Annotated in this window: 18 protein-coding genes; 5 read left to right on the forward strand and 13 right to left on the reverse strand. The window is 62.2% G+C overall.

All coding sequences use genetic code 11. The annotated features are described in order from the left end of the window. Nucleotides 1-15 precede the first annotated feature (15 nt). From truA to leuC, 7 genes are all read right to left on the reverse strand, one after another. Nucleotides 16-927 carry a tRNA pseudouridine(38-40) synthase TruA gene (gene truA / locus ACXMYO_RS06855; protein ID WP_457808209.1) on the reverse strand — a complete coding sequence of 304 codons (912 nt, stop codon included), beginning with the start codon at nt 925-927 and terminating at the stop codon, nt 16-18. A 100-nt stretch (nt 928-1,027) separates the two neighbouring features. Beyond that, the gene (locus ACXMYO_RS06860) at nt 1,028-2,596 is read right to left on the reverse strand and encodes a type IV pilus assembly protein FimV (RefSeq protein WP_457808210.1); all 1,569 of its coding nucleotides are present in this window, start codon (nt 2,594-2,596) and stop codon (nt 1,028-1,030) included. Nucleotides 2,597-2,673: 77 nt separating this feature from the next. Then, entirely contained in the window at nt 2,674-3,789 is a 1,116-nt protein-coding gene (gene asd / locus ACXMYO_RS06865) for an aspartate-semialdehyde dehydrogenase (protein ID WP_457808211.1), read from the reverse strand. After that, nucleotides 3,783-4,385 carry a GNAT family N-acetyltransferase gene (locus ACXMYO_RS06870; RefSeq protein ID WP_457808212.1) on the reverse strand — a complete coding sequence of 201 codons (603 nt, stop codon included), beginning with the start codon at nt 4,383-4,385 and terminating at the stop codon, nt 3,783-3,785. Before ACXMYO_RS06870 ends, asd begins: the two co-directional genes overlap by 7 nt. A 171-nt stretch (nt 4,386-4,556) precedes the next feature. Then, a complete protein-coding gene (gene leuB, locus ACXMYO_RS06875; protein ID WP_457808213.1) occupies nt 4,557-5,639 on the reverse strand; it encodes a 3-isopropylmalate dehydrogenase in 1,083 nt (360 codons plus the stop codon). Nucleotides 5,640-5,756: 117 nt separating this feature from the next. Then, entirely contained in the window at nt 5,757-6,419 is a 663-nt protein-coding gene (leuD, locus tag ACXMYO_RS06880) for a 3-isopropylmalate dehydratase small subunit (protein ID WP_457808214.1), read from the reverse strand. 33 nt (nt 6,420-6,452) lie between these two features. Beyond that, entirely contained in the window at nt 6,453-7,910 is a 1,458-nt protein-coding gene (gene leuC, locus ACXMYO_RS06885) for a 3-isopropylmalate dehydratase large subunit (protein ID WP_457808215.1), read from the reverse strand. A 160-nt stretch (nt 7,911-8,070) separates the two neighbouring features. Between leuC and ACXMYO_RS06890 the strand changes: the two genes are divergently transcribed. Together ACXMYO_RS06890 and ACXMYO_RS06895 are read left to right on the forward strand one after the other, a co-directional pair. Further along, nucleotides 8,071-8,958: a LysR substrate-binding domain-containing protein gene (locus ACXMYO_RS06890; protein WP_438767705.1), complete on the forward strand. Its 888-nt coding sequence runs from the start codon at nt 8,071-8,073 to the stop codon at nt 8,956-8,958. 128 nt (nt 8,959-9,086) lie between these two features. Further along, nucleotides 9,087-10,064, forward strand: a complete 978-nt coding sequence (locus ACXMYO_RS06895; RefSeq protein WP_457808216.1) for a nucleoside-specific channel-forming protein Tsx — start codon at nt 9,087-9,089, stop codon at nt 10,062-10,064. An 87-nt stretch (nt 10,065-10,151) separates the two neighbouring features. Here the strand turns inward: ACXMYO_RS06895 and cysE are convergent, their stop codons facing one another. After that, entirely contained in the window at nt 10,152-10,982 is an 831-nt protein-coding gene (gene cysE, locus ACXMYO_RS06900) for a serine O-acetyltransferase (RefSeq protein ID WP_457808217.1), read from the reverse strand. A gap of 262 nt (nt 10,983-11,244) precedes the next feature. Here cysE and ACXMYO_RS06905 point away from each other — a divergent pair, with 262 nt between their 5' ends. Beyond that, the gene (locus ACXMYO_RS06905) at nt 11,245-12,468 is read left to right on the forward strand and encodes a hypothetical protein (protein ID WP_457808218.1); all 1,224 of its coding nucleotides are present in this window, start codon (nt 11,245-11,247) and stop codon (nt 12,466-12,468) included. A gap of 13 nt (nt 12,469-12,481) precedes the next feature. Here the strand turns inward: ACXMYO_RS06905 and aroC are convergent, their stop codons facing one another. After that, the gene (aroC, locus tag ACXMYO_RS06910) at nt 12,482-13,573 is read right to left on the reverse strand and encodes a chorismate synthase (protein WP_457808219.1); all 1,092 of its coding nucleotides are present in this window, start codon (nt 13,571-13,573) and stop codon (nt 12,482-12,484) included. 90 nt (nt 13,574-13,663) lie between these two features. Beyond that, on the reverse strand, nt 13,664-14,632 hold the full coding sequence (gene prmB, locus ACXMYO_RS06915) for a 50S ribosomal protein L3 N(5)-glutamine methyltransferase (RefSeq protein WP_457808220.1): 969 nt from the start codon (nt 14,630-14,632) through the stop codon (nt 13,664-13,666). A gap of 186 nt (nt 14,633-14,818) precedes the next feature. On the opposite strand from prmB, the gene ACXMYO_RS06920 reads away from it, so the two are divergent. Continuing rightward, nucleotides 14,819-15,403, forward strand: coding sequence for a Smr/MutS family protein (locus tag ACXMYO_RS06920; protein ID WP_438767711.1), 585 nt, complete (start codon nt 14,819-14,821; stop codon nt 15,401-15,403). Here ACXMYO_RS06920 and ACXMYO_RS06925 read toward each other — a convergent pair. Further along, nucleotides 15,388-16,266 (reverse strand): alpha/beta hydrolase, encoded by an 879-nt coding sequence (locus tag ACXMYO_RS06925; RefSeq protein ID WP_457808221.1) that lies wholly within the window; start codon nt 16,264-16,266, stop codon nt 15,388-15,390. The two genes, ACXMYO_RS06920 and ACXMYO_RS06925, sit on opposite strands and share 16 nt — an antisense overlap. Before the next feature lie 413 nt (nt 16,267-16,679). Here ACXMYO_RS06925 and ACXMYO_RS06930 point away from each other — a divergent pair, with 413 nt between their 5' ends. Then, entirely contained in the window at nt 16,680-17,630 is a 951-nt protein-coding gene (locus ACXMYO_RS06930; RefSeq protein ID WP_457808222.1) for an AEC family transporter, read from the forward strand. Nucleotides 17,631-17,660: 30 nt separating this feature from the next. Here the strand turns inward: ACXMYO_RS06930 and sixA are convergent, their stop codons facing one another. Both sixA and ACXMYO_RS06940 read right to left on the reverse strand, forming a co-directional pair. After that, entirely contained in the window at nt 17,661-18,158 is a 498-nt protein-coding gene (gene sixA / locus ACXMYO_RS06935) for a phosphohistidine phosphatase SixA (protein ID WP_457808223.1), read from the reverse strand. Continuing rightward, the gene (locus ACXMYO_RS06940; RefSeq protein WP_457808224.1) at nt 18,155-19,261 is read right to left on the reverse strand and encodes an NAD(P)H-dependent glycerol-3-phosphate dehydrogenase; all 1,107 of its coding nucleotides are present in this window, start codon (nt 19,259-19,261) and stop codon (nt 18,155-18,157) included. Before ACXMYO_RS06940 ends, sixA begins: the two co-directional genes overlap by 4 nt. Nucleotides 19,262-19,438: the final 177 nt, after the last annotated feature.

The raw sequence follows: 19,438 nt of genomic DNA on the forward strand, positions 1-19,438 counted from the left end.
CAGAGGTCCTGGCGATTACAAATGTCTTGGCGGTTCACCGCGATAGACCGGTCGCTGATAGTTCGAAGCAGGCAGTGTCCGCTCACCGGTCCACTCGCCGCTGAAGTAAAACTCAGCCGGGCCCAGCGGCTCCGAGGGCAGCTCAAAGCGTGGATCATAGTATACATCCACGAAGTGCAAACCCTGTGCCGGCGCCGTTGCCTCGGAGAGGGTGCGGTCCCGGCCTTCCAGAATGTCACGCGCCCGGGAAATATCGCGTCGCTTGTCGCCGATGGTCAGCAACACGCCGGCGATATTGCGCACCATGTGATGCAAAAAGGCATTGGCCTGAATATCGATCATGACCAGCGGCCCGGCACGCGTGACTTCAACGAAATGCACATGGCGCCAGGGCGTACTGGATTGGCAGCCCGCGGCGCGATAGGCGGAAAAGTCGTTTTCGCCGACCAGCGCCTGCGCCGCTTCGTGCATGCGCGTTTCATCCAGCGGAGTGCGATGCCAGGTCATGTGCTCGGCGTCGAGTGCCGGCGGCATGGGCTGATTGATGATCACGTAGCGGTAGCGGCGCGCCAGGCTTGAAAAGCGGGCGTGAAAGTCAAAAGGCATGACGCGCGCCCAGCGAACCGACATGTCACGCGGCAGCTTCACGTTGGTGCCCATGACCCAGGCTTTCAGCGTGCGTGCACTCGTGGTATCAAAATGCACGATCTGGCGGGTGGCATGCACGCCGCTGTCGGTGCGTCCGCTGCACATGACCTCGATGGGCGATTGCGCAATGCGGGAAAGCGCCTTCTCAAGGGCGGCCTGAAGGGAGGGACCGTGACTCAGGCGCTGCCAGCCCTGATAGGCCGTACCACGGTACTCAAGTCCCAGCGCAATACGGCCGCTGACGCGTTCGGTTTCATCCAGTCGTGTAAAAAGAGACATGTGACTCGGTAATGCAGGGGCTTGCGACCACGAAAATCCTGACTGTCGCGCGGTCGCAAGCCCTCATGTGATTTGAGGGATCGACATCGAACCACCCCCGTCAGGCGTGGCGACGTAAACGATCTGCATCGGGGCGCTCATTATCCGCATCGCCGCCCTCGAAAGCCACCTCTTCCAGTGCCCAGTCGTGAGGGAAATCGGCCGTCGGCGCCGTGACAGGCTCCGTCCTTCTGTCAGTGACACCGAAAGCGCTGCCCTGCCCTGATTCGACCTCATCGTGCTGCGCAAATGACTCAAGTGACCACGACGGCGCAAACGCCGGCGTCTCATCAGAAATGGGGTCCGATGCTGTCTTATGGCGCTGTTCGTCCTTTTTGTCGTCACCGGGCTCATCATTTGGCGCAGTGGCCTCCAGTGCGGCCAGCGCCCGTATCAGCTGAAAATCGTTCGGGTACTGCTCAAGTCCCTTTTCGAGCATGGTGACGGCATGATCCCGCCGGCCGTGGCGACGAAAGACCTCGGCTTCACTGCAGATCGCCTCGACCTGGGCGCGATGGGCGCTCCATGCCGCATCCTGTTCGGCGTGGATGACGTTGTCACCCTGATCCTCACCGCTTGCCTCAAGGGAAGAGGCCGTTTCACCGTCAGTCCTGGAGGGGTTGCTCATCGGCGACAGCTCTGTGGCGCTGACCAATCGATAGCGCTTTTGTTGCCAGCGGCGCAGCAGAGCCCATCCTCCGGCCAACAGCAACAGAAGCGATGCCAGTGCCCAGGTCCAGACAAATCCACTGTCGCGTCCATCAATGGTGGGCTCGGATACTGGCGCGACTGATGCCTCCTGGGGGGAGGTGTCCTGCAGTGGTGCCGCTTCTTGTACAACGGGGTCGGCAGTGGCCGCGGGCGTAAGCCCGTTCTGGTCCAGTTGATCCAGACGGCTTTCCAGCGCCTGCTGACGCGATACCAGCGCTGTTATCCCGGCGGTATCGAACGAATCCTGACCGGCGAGCGACTGCGCCCTGACGGATTCCAGCGCCGACATCAGATTGGTCTGCGCCTCTCGACTGGCGCTCAGCTGCTGCTCCAGACGATCAAGCCTCTCTTCGAGCGCGGCAAGACGTCGGGTGTCCTGCGCCGGCGCTTCCCGCGTCTGACGCTCGCCGCCCTGATTACGGCTGGTCTGGCTTGTTGCGGCGAAGCGCTCACCCGCCGCCGGCCTGTCGGCAGTTGCGCCAGCAGCGGTGCTTGCCTGATGATCGGTGACACCACCGGTCGATGGCAGTAGCGTCAGCTGTGGCGTCAGCTCGCCCTGGGGCCAGTTCAGGGTAAGCACCACATCAAGCCAGGGCGTGGCGAGTGGCCGGCTGCCCTGCACCTCCAGATAAAGATGACCGGGGCGGCCGTTGACGGCCAGTCGCAGCGTATCGGTATCGGCACTTCGCACCACATCCATGGCCTGCCAGCGCTCGCTGTCTGCCAGAGCCACGCGAACGTCATCGGCGCGCAGTGCGCCGGTATCGAGCAGCGCCACGCGCGCCCTCAGGGGCTCGTTAAAGCCCGACATGACCTGCGGTGTGGCAAGACCCACGGCCTGTGACGTCATGGACGCCGACATCAAAAGCGTGGCCATCACAACGCTTCGTACACGCAAATGCCAGGGCCGTTCGGCCATCGATACTCTCCACAGCGGTGAAACAAAAAGGGCACCTCGATGAGGCGCCCTGATGAGCATAACGATGGCAGACGGCGTCAGTGGCGCTCGACCAGCAGCGCCAGCATGCGCCGCAGCGGCTCGGCGGCGCCCCACAGCAGCTGATCCCCGACCGTAAAGGCAGAGAGATACTCTCCGCCCATAGCCATCTTGCGCAGACGACCCACGGGCACATCCAGCGTGCCGGTCACGGCCGCCGGCGTCAGGCGCGCAAGGGTGGCGTCCTTGTCATTGGGCACCACGCTGACCCAATCGTTATGACGTGCAATTCGATCCTCGATCTCGTCTATCGGCACATCACGTGTCAACTTGATCGTAAAGGCCTGCGCGTGAGAGCGCATCGAGCCGATCCGCACGCACAGACCGTCGACCGGCACCGTGTTGGGCGCCATGCCGAGAATCTTGTTGCTTTCAACGCCGCCCTTCCACTCTTCCTTGCTCTGACCGTTGTCCATCTTCTTGTCGATCCACGGCAGCAGGCTGCCGCCCAGCGGTGCGCCAAACTGCTCGATGGGAAAGTCACTGCCACGCATGGCCTCGCTGACCTTGCGATCGATATCCAGAATTGCGGAGGCCGGGTCGTCCAGCTCGGCGCGCGCTGCGTTGCCCACCATCGACATCTGGTTGAGCAGCTCACGCATGTTCTGCGCGCCAGCCCCGGAGGCCGCCTGATAGCTCATGGAGCTCATCCATTCGACAAGGCCTGCCTCATACAGACCGCCCAGCCCCATCAGCATCAGACTGACCGTGCAGTTGCCGCCGGCAAACGTTTTAAAACCCTCGTCCAGACGCTGATCGATCACCTGCCGGTTGACCGGGTCCAGCACGATGACCGTCTCATCTGCCATGCGCAGGGTGCTGGCCGCATCGATCCAGTAACCTTTCCAGCCGGCGTCGCGCAGCTTCTGGTAAACCTCGCTGGTGTAATCGCCGCCCTGACAGGTCACGATCACATCCAGCTCGGCCAGCGCCTGAATATCGAACGCGTCCTTGAGCGCAGGTACGTCGACACCCACGTCAGGCCCGGGCCTGCCCGCCTGAGAGGTGGTAAAAAAGACCGGCTCGATCTGCTTGAAGCCGTCCTCTTCCAGCATGCGCTGCAACAGTACGGAGCCCACCATCCCGCGCCAGCCGACAAATCCGGTTCTCAACATCTCGTGTTCCCCTTTTGTGATAAATGATTGGAGGGCGTCGCATCACACTCGCCCTGTGCCTCGAGTTCCCGCACAAGCCGCGGATGCAGACGCGCCATTTCAAGGCTGTCCAGATAGCGGCCATGACCAAAGGCCACTCCACGGCTCAAACCTTCGCGCACAAAGCCGTGACGTTCATAAAGCGCGATGGCCCGCTGATTATGGCTGTAGACGCCAAGGCTCAGGCGGGTGACGTTCAGCCAGTTGTCTGCCATGTCGATGGCGGCCCTTAAAAGCTGTCCGCCCATGCCCTGACCGGCGTAGTCGGGATGAACAGAAAGCCCGAGTGTTCGCACATGGGCCACGCGTGGCGTGTCGCTGACCGGATGCAGCCCGATCAATCCCAGCAGCGTCTCGGGCTTGTCGGGATCACACGCGGCCAATATATGATAGCCGCTACCTGCATTCTCCAGACGCTGCTGCCAGCGTGACAGCGAGCTGAAAGGCAATTGCATCGTATTGGGATAGACCGCGTCATGATTGAATATCTCGGCGACAGCTTCAGCGTCGCGGGGCTCGGCGCGGCGGATGCGCCAGCGACCTTCCGGTGACGGCATGTTCTCTCCTGTGGGCCCGGGGCAATGTCCTGTCAGTCTACCCGGGCGATCCTCGACAACGCCACTTAACGGCCCTTGCCGCCGCCATGAAAAAAAACGGCAGCGAGCACCCCGGCTCGCTGCCGTCTGCAGGCGGGCGTGCCCCGCCATGGTTGAGCGATGTCGAGGATCTCAGGTCGCGTTGAAGGCGGCGAGCACGGCGTCACCCATCTCCTCGGTCGTAACCTGCCGAGTGCCTTCGTAGGCGATGTCCGCGGTGCGCAGGTTCTGATCCAGCACCGAGCCTACCGCCTGCTCGATGCGCGCGGCCAGCTCAGGCGCGCCCAGGGAGTAGCGCAGCATCATGGCCACCGACAAAATGGTTGCCAACGGATTGGCCAGCCCCTGCCCGGCGATATCCGGCGCGCTGCCATGACACGGCTCGAACATGCCCTGGCCGCTCTCGTTGAGCGAGGCCGAGGGCAGCATGCCGATCGAGCCGGTCAGCATGGCGGCGGCATCGGAAAGGATATCGCCGAACATGTTGCCGGTCACGATCACGTCAAACTGCTTGGGCGCGCGCACCAGCTGCATGGCCGCGTTGTCCACATACATGTGGGAGAGCTCGACGTCCGGATACTCGGGTGCCAGCTCGTTCATGATGTCGCGCCACAAAATGGTGACTTCCAGCACGTTGGCCTTGTCGACGCTGCAGAGCTTCTTGCCGCGCTTTTGCGCCATCTCGAACGCCACCCGGCCGATGCGGCGAATCTCATGCTCGTCATAGACGTAGGTGTTGTAGCCGTAGCGCGTGCCGTCTTCGCGCGTCTCGCGCCCGCGCGGCTGGCCGAAATAGATCCCGCCGGTCAGTTCACGCACGATCATGATATCAAGGCCTGAGACGACCTCCGGCTTGAGACTCGAGGCCTCGACCAGCTGCGGATACAACAGCGCCGGGCGCAGATTGCCAAAGAGATTGAGCTCCTTGCGCAGTGCCAGAAGGCCCTTTTCCGGACGATTGCTGATATCGGGCATGGTGTCCCACTTCGGCCCGCCCACGGCGCCCAGCAGGATGGCATCCGCCGCTTTGGCCTTTTCCAGCGTCTCGGGGGCCAGCGGCACGCCGGAGCGATCGATTTCTGCGCCGCCGACCGGGGCTTCCTCGATGTCGATATCAAGCCCCGCATCGCGACAGGCGTCCAGTACGCGGCGCGCCTGGCGAGTAATTTCGGGGCCGATGCCGTCACCCGGCAGTACAAGGATACGTTGTGTCATGACAATTCCGTTGACGCCATCCCCGTTCGGGCATGGTGCGTTTCTGACATAAAGAAGATACCGGATGTCGGGGCGCTACGGCCCGCCGACACCCGTAAATCTGCAAGGACCATTGCTTCAGGCCTGATTGGCCGCTTCCCCGCGAAACAGCCACGGCTGCGAGGCGCGATGGCGCGTTTCGAACTCGCGAATCGCATCACTGTTGTCGGTCAGCGTCAGGCCGATATCGTCCAGGCCGTTTTCAAGGCAGTACTTGCGAAACGGGTCGACCTCGAACTCGATCGCCTCCCCCTCGGGGGTCATGATCTTTTGCTCGATCAGATCGACATCCAGACGATAGCCGGGCGTTTTTTCAACGGCGTCAAACAGGCGATCCACCGTGGCCTCATCGAGCTGAATCAGCAGCAGCCCGTTTTTAAAGGCGTTGTTGAAAAAGATATCGGCAAAGCTTGGCGCGATGATGACGCGAAAGCCGAAGTCTTCCAGCGCCCAGGGCGCATGCTCGCGCGAGCTGCCGCAGCCGAAGTTCTTGCGCGCCAGCAACACGCTGGCGCCCTCATAGCGCGGCTGATTGAGCACGAACTCCGGATTGATCGGTCGGTTCGAGCAGTCCTGACCCGGGTAGCCTTCGTCGAGATAGCGCAGCTCATCGAAGAGATTGGGGCCAAAGCCGGTGCGCTTGATCGACTTGAGAAACTGCTTCGGGATAATCAGGTCGGTATCGACGTTGGCACGATCCAGCGGCGCAACCAGACCCTTTTGGCGGACAAAGGCTTTCATGGCGGTTTCCTTGAAAATGGCGTGGTCGAGCGCTTAAAGCCCGGCGGCGCGTTTGGTCGGCACGGGCGTGTCCACGAACTCGCGAACATCAACAAAGTGACCGGTCACGGCGGCCGCAGCGGCCATGGCCGGACTAACCAGATGCGTGCGCCCGCCGTAGCCCTGACGCCCCTCGAAGTTGCGATTCGAGGTCGAGGCGCAGTGCTCGCCGGCGCCCAGCTTGTCGGCGTTCATGGCCAGACACATCGAGCAGCCCGCCTCGCGCCACTCGAAACCGGCGTCAATAAACACCTGATCCAGCCCTTCCTGCTCGGCCTGACGCTTCACCAGCCCGGAGCCGGGAACCACCATCGCCTGCTTGATGCTGCCGGCCACCTCGCGGCCCTTGACCACGGCCGCCGCGGCACGCAGATCCTCGATGCGCGCGTTGGTGCACGACCCGATAAACACCCGGTCCAGCCGGATATCGGTGATTTTCTGGCCGGCATGCAGCCCCATGTACTCCAGGGCGCGGTCGAGGCCGCGACGCGTGGTCTCATCCTCGGCTGCTGCCGGGTCGGGCACGCTGCCGTGGATGCCCACGACCATTTCAGGACTGGTGCCCCAGCTGACCTGCGGCTCGATGGCGGTGGCGTCGAGTGTGACCACTTTGTCAAAGGCGGCGTCGTCATCGGAGACCAGCGACTGCCAGCTCTCGACCGCGGCGTCCCACTGCTCGGGCGTCGGGGCGAATGGACGGCCCTTGACGTAATTGATGGTGGTGTCATCCACCGCCACCAGCCCCACACGGGCGCCTGCTTCGATCGCCATGTTGCAGATCGTCATGCGACCTTCCATGGAGAGATCCCGAATGGCGCTGCCGGCAAACTCGATGGCGTAGCCGGTGCCGCCGGCCGTGCCGATCTCACCGATAATAGCCAGCACAATGTCCTTGGCGGTCACGTGAAGCCCGAGCTGACCTTCAACGCGCACCTGCATGTTCTTCATCTTGCGCTGGATCAGACACTGGGTGGCCAGCACATGCTCGACCTCGGAGGTGCCGATGCCATGCGCCAGCGCGCCGAAGGCGCCGTGCGTGGCGGTATGCGAATCGCCGCAGACCACGGTCATGCCCGGCAGCGTCGCGCCCTGCTCGGGGCCGATGATGTGCACGATGCCCTGACGCACATCGTTGATGCCAAAGGTCTCGATGCCAAAGCTGGTGGTGTTGTCATCCAGCGTCTGGACCTGGATGCGCGAGACGTTGTCCTCGATACCCGCAATACCGGCGCTACGCTCTTTCAGAGAGGTCGGCACGTTGTGATCGGCAGTGGCAATGTTGGCATCGATGCGCCAAGGGCGACGATCGGCCAGACGCAGCCCTTCAAAGGCCTGCGGCGAGGTCACCTCATGAAGCAGATGACGGTCGATATAGATCAATGAGGTACCGTCATCCCGGCTGGACACCAGATGCGATGCCCAGAGCTTGTCATAAAGCGTCTGTCCTGCCATGTCGTCTCTCCTTGCGCTCGGGGCGCGTTCACGATCCATGATGCTCTGGAGCTCTTGTTGTCGACGGGCTCATCAGCACCTGTATGGCGCCCAGCCTACGCCGCGATATACCATGAAAGCAATTCATCCTATTCATGCCATGCATTCCGGAGAGGAATAGATGGAAACCGAAAGCCTGCGGGCCTTTGTCGCCGTGGCCGAGTGCGGCTCCTTTTCGCTGGCCGCCGAACAGATTCATCTGACGCAGTCCGCGGTGAGCAAACGCATTGCCACGCTGGAATCGCAAACGGATGCCCGGCTCTTTGATCGCATCGGCCGGCGCATCGCGCTGACCGAGGCCGGTCATACGCTGCTGCCGCGCGCCAGGGAGATTCTGGGTCTGTTCGAGGATACCCAACGGGCACTGACTCGCCTGAGCGGGACGGTGCGCGGCCGGTTGAGCCTGGCCACCAGCCACCACATCGGACTGCATCGTCTGCCGCCGGTGCTGCGCGACTACACCCGGCGCTGGCCGGACGTGCGCCTGGATATGCGCTTCATGGACTCCGAGCAGGCCTATCAGGGGGTCCTTGATGGCTCGCTGGAGCTGGCGCTGGCAACGCTTGCCCCTCAAACGGCGCCACCGCTGGTCGCCACCGGGCTATGGGTCGATCAGCTTCACTTTGTCTGCGCCCCGGACCATGCGCTGGCACATGAACCATCGCTGAGTCTGGCCCGGCTCAGTCGGGTGGACGCCGTGCTGCCCGGCGAGCAGACCTTTACCCGCGCCATGGTCATGAGCGCCTTTGCCCGCGAGGGACTTGAGGTGAGTGTGTCGATGTCTACCAACTATCTGGAGACACTCAAGATGATGGTCAGCACCGGGCTGGGATGGAGCGTGTTGCCCGAGACCCTGATTGACGACAGCGTGCATCGCCTTGATGTGGATCGCCCCCCGATCGAGCGCCCGCTGGGCTATCTCTTTCATGAAAACCGCACGCTTTCCAACGCCGCCCGCGCCATGATCGATCTGCTGGAGTCGTCCCGACAGGCTACAGGTGATGTTTAAACCATCGCCGACCCTGCAGTAGTTGCATCATTATCCCCGGCATGGTGCCATTTCAGCCGGTAGAGCCAACCTGCCAAACACAACGATAACCTGATCAATAACAACACAACGTCTTGCAAGGAATGATCATGTCCAACCCTCTACGCATGCCCATCACATGCCGGGCGAGCCTGCGTGCGTCGCATGGCATGCCCCGTGTTCTGATCGCGACCGTCCTGCTGCTGCCGCTATCGGTACAGGCCGACCCGCAGACGCCCGATGGCTCGGCGGCCTCGGGTGAAACCGCCAGCTACGAAACCACCGATGATTCGCCGCGCAGCGCCTACCTGTCGGACTGGTACAACCAGAACGTCACCGTCATCGGCAGCAAGGACATCCGCTTCGGGCCACAGCGCATCGATGATGTCTATCTGGAATACGAGTTCTTTGGTCGCAAGGGGCCGCTGGATCTCTACGGCTACATCGACATGCCCAAGTTTTTCGGCATCGGCAATGCCGCCGACAGCGGGATCTTTGACAACGGCTCACCGATCTTTGCCGAGATCAAGCCACGGCTGTCGCTTAACGAGCTCAGCGGGCGCGATCTGAGCCTGGGGCCTGTGAGCGAATGGTATCTGGCGGCCAACTGGATCTATGACTGGGGGCACAACAGCGACAATCGCCAGAACACGCTCTATACCGGTCTGGGCAGCGATATCGACACCGGCACGCCGCTGGATGTCTCGTTCAACTTCTACGGCAGGTATCAGTGGGAGAACTACGGAGCGGATAACGAAAACAGCTGGGACGGCTATCGCGCCCAGCTCGAGTACAGCTACCCGCTGGCGAGCTTTGATAACGGAGCCAGCCTCTTCTATGCCGGCTTCACCAACTATGATTTCGGCTCGGATCTGGGCGACGACGACCCGACGCGCACCAACGAATCGGTGGTGGCCACCAACGCTTTTGTCTACTCCTTTACGCACCTTCGCTTCATGGCCGTGGCACGCTATTTCCATAATGGCGGCCAGTGGAACGACGCCAGCGAGCTGAACTTCGGCGACGGCGATTTCCGCGTGCGCAGCACCGGCTGGGGCTACTACTTCGGCGTGGGCTGGCAGTTCTGATCCAGCGTATGTCGCACAAAACGTGTCGTACAAAAAGGGGCCGGTCATGTGACCGGCCCCTTGTGTATCGCGTGCGCTCAGAACGTCTCAGCTGCCCTGCTGGTACCACTGGGGGCTGGCCACGTGCTGAAAACTGCCGTGCTCCATGGTGACCGACGGGCTCGGGCAGCGCGGCCGACCGGCCTGACGTGCGGGAATGCCCACCACCGTGGTGTGCTCGAGCACACGAGCCAGCACCACGCTCCCGGCCCCGATCTGGGCGCCATGGCCGATCTCGATATTGCCCAGCACGGTGGCGCCGGCACCGATCAACACACCGCTGCGCACCTTGGGGTGGCGATCGCCGCTCTCCTTGCCGGTGCCGCCAAGCGTCACGCCCTGCATGATCGAGACGTTATCGCCGATCTCGGCGGTCTCGCCGATGACAATGCCCGTCCCGTGATCGAGCATGACCCCGCGCCCCACGCGACAGGCCGGATGAATGTCGATGCCAAAAACCTGGGTGGCACGATGGTGCAGTGCACGCGCCAGAATGCGTCGGCCATCACCCCACAGGGCATGCGCCAGACGATGTGACTGCAGCGCCTGAAAACCCTTGAGATAAAGCATGATGGGCAGGTAATCGCTGCTGGCGGCGTCACGTTCGAGAACCGCCGTCATGTCACATGCCGCGCTCTCGACCAGAGACGGGTGCGCCTGATAAAGGCCCTGAAAACAACACGTCAACGCCTCGACCGACAGTGTCCTGTCGGCAAGCGTTGATGCCATGACAGAGGTCAGACATCCTTCCAGACGGGATTGCGATACCACATGGGCGTCGAGCATTGCCGCCAGCAGGGGCTCATCCCGAGTGGCAGCAAGGGCTTCCTGATGCAGCAGGCCGAAGACGTCGGCCTGAGTGCTGATTTCATGCAGCATATTGCTTCTCATCGAAGATATTGTGTCTGTCGAAGACATACCACCCCTACCCCATCCTGGGCCCTGTCGACGCGAAATAGAGTAACTCAGCGTAACTTTTTGTGCTCCAAGCGTTTGTATCGGCGCGCGTTTCAACACAATAGCGTGATGAAAGTCACTTTCTGCACCAGACTCTGGCATCGGCGTTGATGCCGAACGCTTGCCCTTCAAAAACATTGCAGATCACATGCCACCCGATACAAGTAGCCAGGCCGCATCCCGCTTGCAGGATTCATCAGAGACAAGTGATCGTCACACGGCTTCCACGCTGACGGTGGGCCTGATACCGGCGCCCGAATTTCCCGAGCAGCTGGTGTCGCTGATCATTGACGAGCTGGCCGATCATCTCTGCCGCGAGGTCGACGACACCTGCCAGTGGCAGCTGGACCGCGTCACCGACCCGCTGATCGGTGCCGAGGACAGCACCCGCGACATCCTCTCCAAGGCGCATGAGCTTAGCCGGTCGCGCCAGTGGGACTATATTATCTGCATTACCGATCTACCCGTTTTTCGCGACCGCCAGGTGGTCGTGGCAGAAGTCTGCGAGGCCCGGAGCGTGGCCATCATTTCACAGCCGGCGCTGGGCGCCTCTCCCTTGCGTCGCCGGCTGGCCGAATCCATCGTACAGCTGGTCAGCGAGCTGCATCACGGCAGCTCCGAGGCCGAGCGCGACCGCCAGCAGACGCGTCACTTCAGCAAGCGACGCAGCTTTCTGGACTGGTGGCGTCGACACAACGCCCGGGGTCTGATGCGCCAGCGTCTTTCCGAGCGCATCGCGCCGATCAAGCGGGTCAACGTAGAGGACGATGAGCAGGACATCGATGTCCGCTTTGTCGCCGCCCGGCGCGTGCCCGGTCTGTGCAAGCTGCTGGGCGGCATGGTTCGGGCCAATCGCCCGTGGACCATATTCCCCACCTTTCGAAAGATCATTGCCGTCGCCTTTGGCACTGGCGCCTACGGACTGATTTTCCCGACCCTGTGGCGTTTGAGCGATGCCTATGAGCCGTGGCGGTTTGCCGCCCTCATGGTGGCCGCCATGACAGCCATGATTGGCTGGATCATCCTTGATCACGGCCTGTGGGAGCCGCAGCGCCATCCTCGGGCCTTCCCCATGGCGCGGCTTTATAACCTTACCACCCTGATCACTCTGGGCATGGGCGTGGTGTTTTACTACGTTTCGCTTCTGGGGCTGTTTTTGGGTGCCGTGGCGCTGTTTGTGCCCTCGAGTCTTTTACAGACCGCACTGGGGCACGAGATCGCCATCGTGGATTACCTGTCGCTGGCCTGGCTTGCCACTTCGGTGGCCACCGTCGCCGGTGCGCTGGGCGCCGGCCTTGAAAGTGACGAAACGGTGCGCGCCACCACCTATGGCTATCGGCAAAAGGCCCGCCAGAAGCGGGCCCGTGAACTTGCCGAAGAGGCAGAGAAACACCAAAAGCGTCAGTAACCGTCAAACGCCTCTAGCGCTGTTTGAGCCGGGGCGTCTCGACGCTGACCTCACCGTTTTGCCCACGCTGGCGCAGCAGATGATCCATCAGGGTCAGCGCCATCATGGCCTCCGCGATCGGCGTGGCACGAATGCCCACGCAGGGGTCATGACGTCCTTTTGTGATGACCTCGACCGCCTCGCCGTGCACGTCGATCGAGCGACCGGGCGTGGTAATGCTGGAGGTCGGTTTGAGCGCCAGATGCGCCACTACCGGCTGGCCGGTAGAGATGCCGCCCAGCACGCCGCCGGCATGATTGGAGAGAAAGCCTTCAGGCGTCATCTCGTCACGGTGCTCGCTGCCGCGCTGAGCGATACTGTCAAAACCGGCACCGATCTCGACGCCCTTGACCGCATTAATGCTCATCAAACCGTGCGCCAGTTCGGCATCCAGACGATCAAAAACCGGTTCGCCCAGTCCGACCGGCACGCCTTCGGCCACTACCGTGATGCGGGCGCCGACGCTGTCCTGATCCCTTCTGAGCTGATCCATGTAGGCCTCAAGCTCCGGCACCCGATCCGGATCAGGGCAGAAAAAGGGGTTGTCATCGACCCCGTCCCAGCTTTTGAAGTCGATGGTGATCGGGCCGAGCTGGCTCATGTAGCCGCGCACGCTGATCCCCCGGCCTGCCAGATACTTTTTGGCAATGGCACCGGCGGCTACCCTCATGGCGGTCTCGCGCGCACTGGAACGACCGCCGCCGCGATAGTCGCGAATGCCGTACTTGTGATGATAGGTATAGTCGGCATGTGCCGGGCGGAACTGGTCCTTGATCTTCGAGTAGTCCTTCGAGCGCTGATCGGTATTTTCGATCATCAGACCGATCGGCGTGCCGGTGGTGACGCCCTCGAACACGCCCGACAGAATACGCACCTCGTCGGCTTCGCGGCGCTGCGTGGTATGACGCGAACTGCCGGGGCGACGACGATCCAGATCCCGCTGCAGATCCGCCTCGCAAAGCGCCACGCCCGGCGGGCAGCCATCCACGATGGCGCCCAGCGCCTGGCCGTGGCTTTCACCAAAGGTGGTCAGCGTAAAGAGTTTGCCGAAGGTATTACCGGACATGTTGTGTTCCTGAAAGTGCGCCGTACAGACCGATGGGCCGGTCGCACGACAGATCAAAATTCAAACCGGCGCCTGTCCCGATCCGGTGGATCAATGCGACAGCGTCGACGCCCATTCGTCCAGCTGCGCCGCTGTCAGCGCAAACACGCCGTGCCCGCCGCGCTCGAACTCGAGCCACAAAAACGGCACCTCCGGCCAGGTCTCGATCACGTGGCGCTCGGAGTTGCCCACTTCCACGAGCAGCACGCCATCATCGGTCAGATACTCGCGCGCCTCGCGCAGGATGCGTCGAACGATATCCAGCCCGTCATCGCCGGCGCCGAGCGCCAGTGTCGGCTCGTGTCCAAACTCGGCAGGCATGCCGCCCAGATCCCCGGCATCCACATAGGGCGGGTTGCTGACGATCAGATCAAAGCGCTGCCCGGCCACCGGCGCGAAAAGGTCCCCGGCCACTGCCTTCACGCGTGCCCCGACGTCGTGACGGGTGATGTTGGCACGCGCCACGTCGATGGCGTCTTCGCTGATATCGGCCAGCATAACGTGGGTCGTGGGCATCATCAGCGCCGCGGCGATCCCGATACAGCCCGACCCGGTACACAGATCGAGCATATGCGCCGGGTCGCGCGTTTCAAACCACAGATCAAAACCCGACTCGATCAGCTCGGCAACCGGCGAGCGCGGGATCAGGACGCGCTCATCGACATTGAACGCAAAGCCGGCATGGAAGGCTTCTCCCAACAAATAGGGCAACGGGCGACGCTCGACGGCGCGTGCACGCAACAGGGTAATAATACGAGCACGTTCGATACGCAGTACCCGGGCATCAATGATGGCCGGGTCGATGTCATGAGGCAGGCGCAGCGCGCCCAGCACCAGCGCCACGGCTTCATCCCAGGCGCTTGCCGTGCCGTGACCGTAATGAAGGTCATGGGCGTTAAAGACGCTGACCGACAGGCGCAGATAATCGCGCACGGTGATCAGCTCATCGATCAGGGTGTCATCATCAAGAGACAGTGGCGCGGCGGCGGGTACAGGCATGCGGGCAGAAACGTCGCTCATGAATGCGGCGGCCTTGTCGAGTGGTATTCAAAAGAGGAAAGAGCGAAAGTGTACCCGTTATGCCGCACCGGTGCATCGGTACAGGCCTGCACATCGCCACTTCATTCCCTATAATTACCGGCTGAATTCATGACCCCGATGCCACCGTCGGCATGAGGGTCAACACCACCCAGCGGAGAATAAGGCATGACCGGTAACCGCCAACCTGACGATGACGACCGGACAGCCTTTCGCGAGGCCATGCAGGGCAGCGATATTCGCCCCGTTCATCATGACCGTGCCGACACCGGTCGCATGCCGCACCGCAGTGAGCTGCGCCGTCGACGCGAAGCTGCGGCCAGCAGCGCCAACACGGTATCGGCTACCTCCTCTCGCACCTCCGATGGGCGGGTTGACCCGGTTCGCCCGTCAGAAACGCTCATGTTCGCCCTGAGCGATCTACCGCATCGAACGCTTTCCCAGCTCAAGCGCGGGGCCATCGCCTGGCAGACGGGGCTGGATCTTCACGGCTACGATCTCGAGCAGGCCAGAACCGAGCTCGAAGCCTTTCTTCACGAAGCACGTGCCAACCGGGCGCGCTGTGTGCTGATCGTTCATGGCAAGGCATGGTCGGGCGCGGCGCGCTATCCCGTCATCAAAAGCCACGTTAACGCCTGGCTGCGGGAACTCCCCGAAGTGCTGGCCTTTTGTTCGGCGCAGGACCGCGACGGCGGCACCGGCGCCGTCTATGTGTTGCTGCGCCGCACGCGTGAGGATTACGCCACGCCATAGGCCCCGAGAATCGCATGGGCCACGCCTTCCACGCTGTGCGGCTCAAGGTGAAGGTGATGACCGCCCGGCACGCGATGGGTGGTCAGGGTTGTCATCTCATGGCGCACGCCTTCCCGGTCCAGATGGTCGCCCACGATGCCGTTGTCGGCCTGGATCAGATCGAGCGGTGCCTGAATCGATAGCAGCATGTCGCGCGACTGTTCAGGCGTCAGCTTGACCTGCGAGGGGCGCAGCAGTCGCGGGTCGGTGCGATAGCGCATGCGCGTGTCGTCCTGCATCAGGCTGCGCGCGATGAGCGGCTCGGCCGTGTCGTGATCCAGCGGTGTTACAGCCCCCGCCACACGTGCCTCGAGCGCGGCTTCAAGGGTTGCGTAGGACGGCGGCGGTGACAGCGGTCGACGCACGCCCAGTACGCCGTTGCGCAGCTGACGTGTCGACTGATTGACCGGCGTTGTCAAGGCACCGATGCCATCAATGAGCCACAGCCGCTCAACGCGTTCGGGCAGTGCCGCAGCCAGCAGACAGGAGACGCAGGCGCCCAGCGAATGCGCCAGCAGCGTGGCCTGCTTGATCCCCAGATCATCAAGGGCATCCAGCACGTCGTGGATATAGTCCCACAGCGCGTAATCGGTGCCCCGGCTCAGCCACTGTGACTTGCCGTGGCCGGCAAAATCGATGGCCACGATACGAACATCGAGCTTTTCCACCAGCATTGGCGCCAGCCGGGTAAAGGTGGCGGCGTTGTCCAGCCAGCCATGCAGGGCCACCCAGGTCGGCGCCTGCATCGACAGCCCTTCCCGCTCCCATACCAGACCGGCCAGACGATTATCGGCCAAACGGCACTCTCGCGGTCTTGCGCTCATCCTGCTCGCTCCATCGTTATCAAATGAGAAACAATACGACGGCTAACGATATGATGCACTCCCTGCGCCTGCGAAACGTGTTGAACATTGTCCGGGCGAGGCACACGACATGATGCCAGCGCGTCGCGACCGAGTGTCACAGGGCTTTGGGCTCGCCGAGTTCGTGACCGGCGCGTATCATGGCGCTCCTTTCACCCCATCTGTTCCGGAGTCGTGAATGTCTGCTTCCTCCCGCCGTCTGCGCAATCGTCTCTTTTTTGCCGTGGTGCTGGCCGGTCTGGTCACCGGGTTCGCAACGCTCTAGCCCCGCCCCGATACGACTTTCCAACCGGTCTCCTTCATGATCGCCTCTGCCGGGGCGGCATCATGAAAGACCACAATGTCATGGCCCCTGTTGCCATACGGTAGAGTGCATGAACCCCTCGGCCCTGTTTGCTGAAACCCTCAACGTCACGTTTCCCGTCTTTGCCATGGTGCTTTTGGGGATTGCCCTCAAACGGCTGAAATGGATCGATAGCGCCTTTATCAATACCAGCTCGGCGCTGGTGTTTCGCGGCGCCATGCCCACGCTGCTTTTTTTGTCCCTGGTTGATGCAGACATGTCACAGGCCTTGCTACCGGATCTGATGGCCTATCTGGCGCTGGCCACGGTGGCGAGCTTTCTGCTCATCTGGTGGTGGGCCACACGGCGGGTCGCGTTCGAAGACCGCGGTGTCTATGTTCAGGCGGCCTTTCGCGGCAATGGCGGCATCGTGGGTCTGGCACTGGCAGGCAGCATGTACGGGCAGTTCGGCCTGTCGGCGGGCAGCGTGCTGGTGGCAACCATTATTCCGCTTTACAACGTTCTGGCCGTTATCGTGCTGGCCTGGTATCAGCCGCAGGCAAGAACCAGCTGGCGAAGCATTGCGCTCAAGATCGCCAAAAACCCGCTGATTCTTTCCGTTGTTGCAGGACTTGCCTTTGCCGCCAGCGGCCTTGCCCTGCCGGCCTGGCTGCATACCTCGGGAGAGTATTTTGCCAACCTGGCCCTGCCGCTGGCACTGATCAGCATTGGCGGCACCATGTCGATGACCGCCATTCGCGAGGCCAGCGGCGTGGCGCTGGGCGCCAGTGTGATCAAGATGGTATCGATGCCGGTCGCCACGGTGCTGATCGCCTGGCTGGCAGGCTTTGAAGGACGGGAACTGGTACTGCTGTTTCTGTTTCTGGGCAGCCCGTCGGCGGCCGCCAGCTTTGTCATGGCCAGAGCCATGGGTGGCAACGCCAGGCTTGCTGCCAACACGGTGGCCATCACGACACTTGCCAGCAGCGTCACCATCACACTGGGCATCTTTATTTTGCAGGTAAGCGGCATGGCGGGCTGACATGCCCGCCATCATGTCAGCGCCAGGGCGCTACTCAAGCGTCGCGTTGGCCGGTGTAACGTGGCGTGAAAGCGTTGCACAGCCGGCCGCCCAGACCTGAGCCTCCAGCTCGACCACATCCGCGGTGCCCATGGGCAGCCGGGCATTGGGGCTGCCATCCACCAGCTGGCCGACCAGCTCGGCGACCAGGGGCATGTGGCTGACAAACAGCCAGGGCGCATCGTCCTCACGGGGATCGACGTTTTCAGTGAGCCATTCGATCAGCGTTTCCGGCGGGGCATCAGGGGTCATGATGGGCAGCGTCATGATGTCATCCACGCGCAGCGCCTGGCCGATAATGCGCGCGCTTTGCTGAGCGCGGTCGTAGGGGCTGGCCACGATTTTCAGCTGATGCCCCTGCTCACCCAGCGTCGAGACGAACCAGTCAGCGATACGAGCGACTTCCTGCTGTCCGGTCACGTCCAGTGGCCGGTGCGCATCGGGCGTTCCGGAAGCGGCTTCACCGTGACGCATTACGTAGATTTTCATGTTGGGATATCCCTGGCTGCGGTTTGCTGCTGAGCCCGCCGCGTGTCCTCTCGCGGCAGCGTGAATTCGACGTCACTGCTCTGTTCACTGCGCATGAGCGCCGTGGCCATCTCTCGCGGTGCAACGCCTTCAAACATGACCCGATATAGTCCGGTGGCCAGCGGCATGTAGATGTTCTCCTCGCCGGCGCGCTTGACCACCAGAGACACCGTATTGACCCCTTCGGCCACCTGCCCGAGGGCGGCGGTGGCCTCTTCAAGCGTGCGCCCCTCACCCATCGCGTAGCCCACCCGGTAATTGCGCGACAGGTTGGAAGAACAGGTCACAATCAGATCGCCCACCCCTGCCAGCCCCAAAAAGGTCATGGGGCTGGCGCCCTGCGCCACCGCAAAGCGGCTCATTTCGGCCAGCGCCCGGGTAATGAGCATACTGCGCGTGTTTTCGCCCATGCCGAGTGCGGCCGCCATGCCCACGGCAATGGCATAGATGTTCTTGAGCGCCCCGCCCATCTCAACACCATAGCGGTCATTGCTGGCATAGACACGAAAATGATCACACGACAGTGCTGCCTGTACCCGGGCCCGGGTCGGTTCATCGTTGCTGGCAATGACGCTGGCGCTGAGATGGCCCTGGGCGATTTCGGCGGCCAGATTGGGGCCGGAGAGCACGCCGATGTGCGCACTCTGCGTCTCCTGCTCCAGAATCTGGCTCATCAGGAGAAAGCTGTCGGCCTCGATCCCCTTGGTGGTGCTGACCAAGATGGCATCAGGGGCAAAATGGGGCGCGGCCTGTCGTACCACCTGACGAAATCCGCCGGAAGGAATGGCGATCAGTACCAGCCGCGCCTCTTCCAGAACCCAGGCCAGATCGGTCGAGGCCACGACATCCGGATGCATGCTGAAGTCGGGCAGATAGCGATGATTGACGTGGTGGGTATTCACGTGATCGACAAGTGCTGCATCACGCATCCACTGCCGGACTCTGGCACCACCGCTGGAGGCAATGCTGGCCAGCGCCGTACCAAAACTGCCGCCTCCCAGCACGGCCACCGGGGGCACGATGATATCGTCTGTACTGACCTGAGGCTGATGCTCGACTGCCATGGAGTATCCTTGTTGATCGACGATGGACAGGGTTTAGTGTAACGCCTGACAGCCCGCGCGGGTAACGCACGACCCTGTCCGCTCGACAAGCCTGCCGACAGGTGCGGCATCCACCATCGGCCAAAAGAAATTGAGTGGTGCCGACACGGGCATTAATGAATACTTCTGGTGTCAGAA

The sequence above is a fragment of the Kushneria sp. EE4 genome (assembly GCF_977968315.1).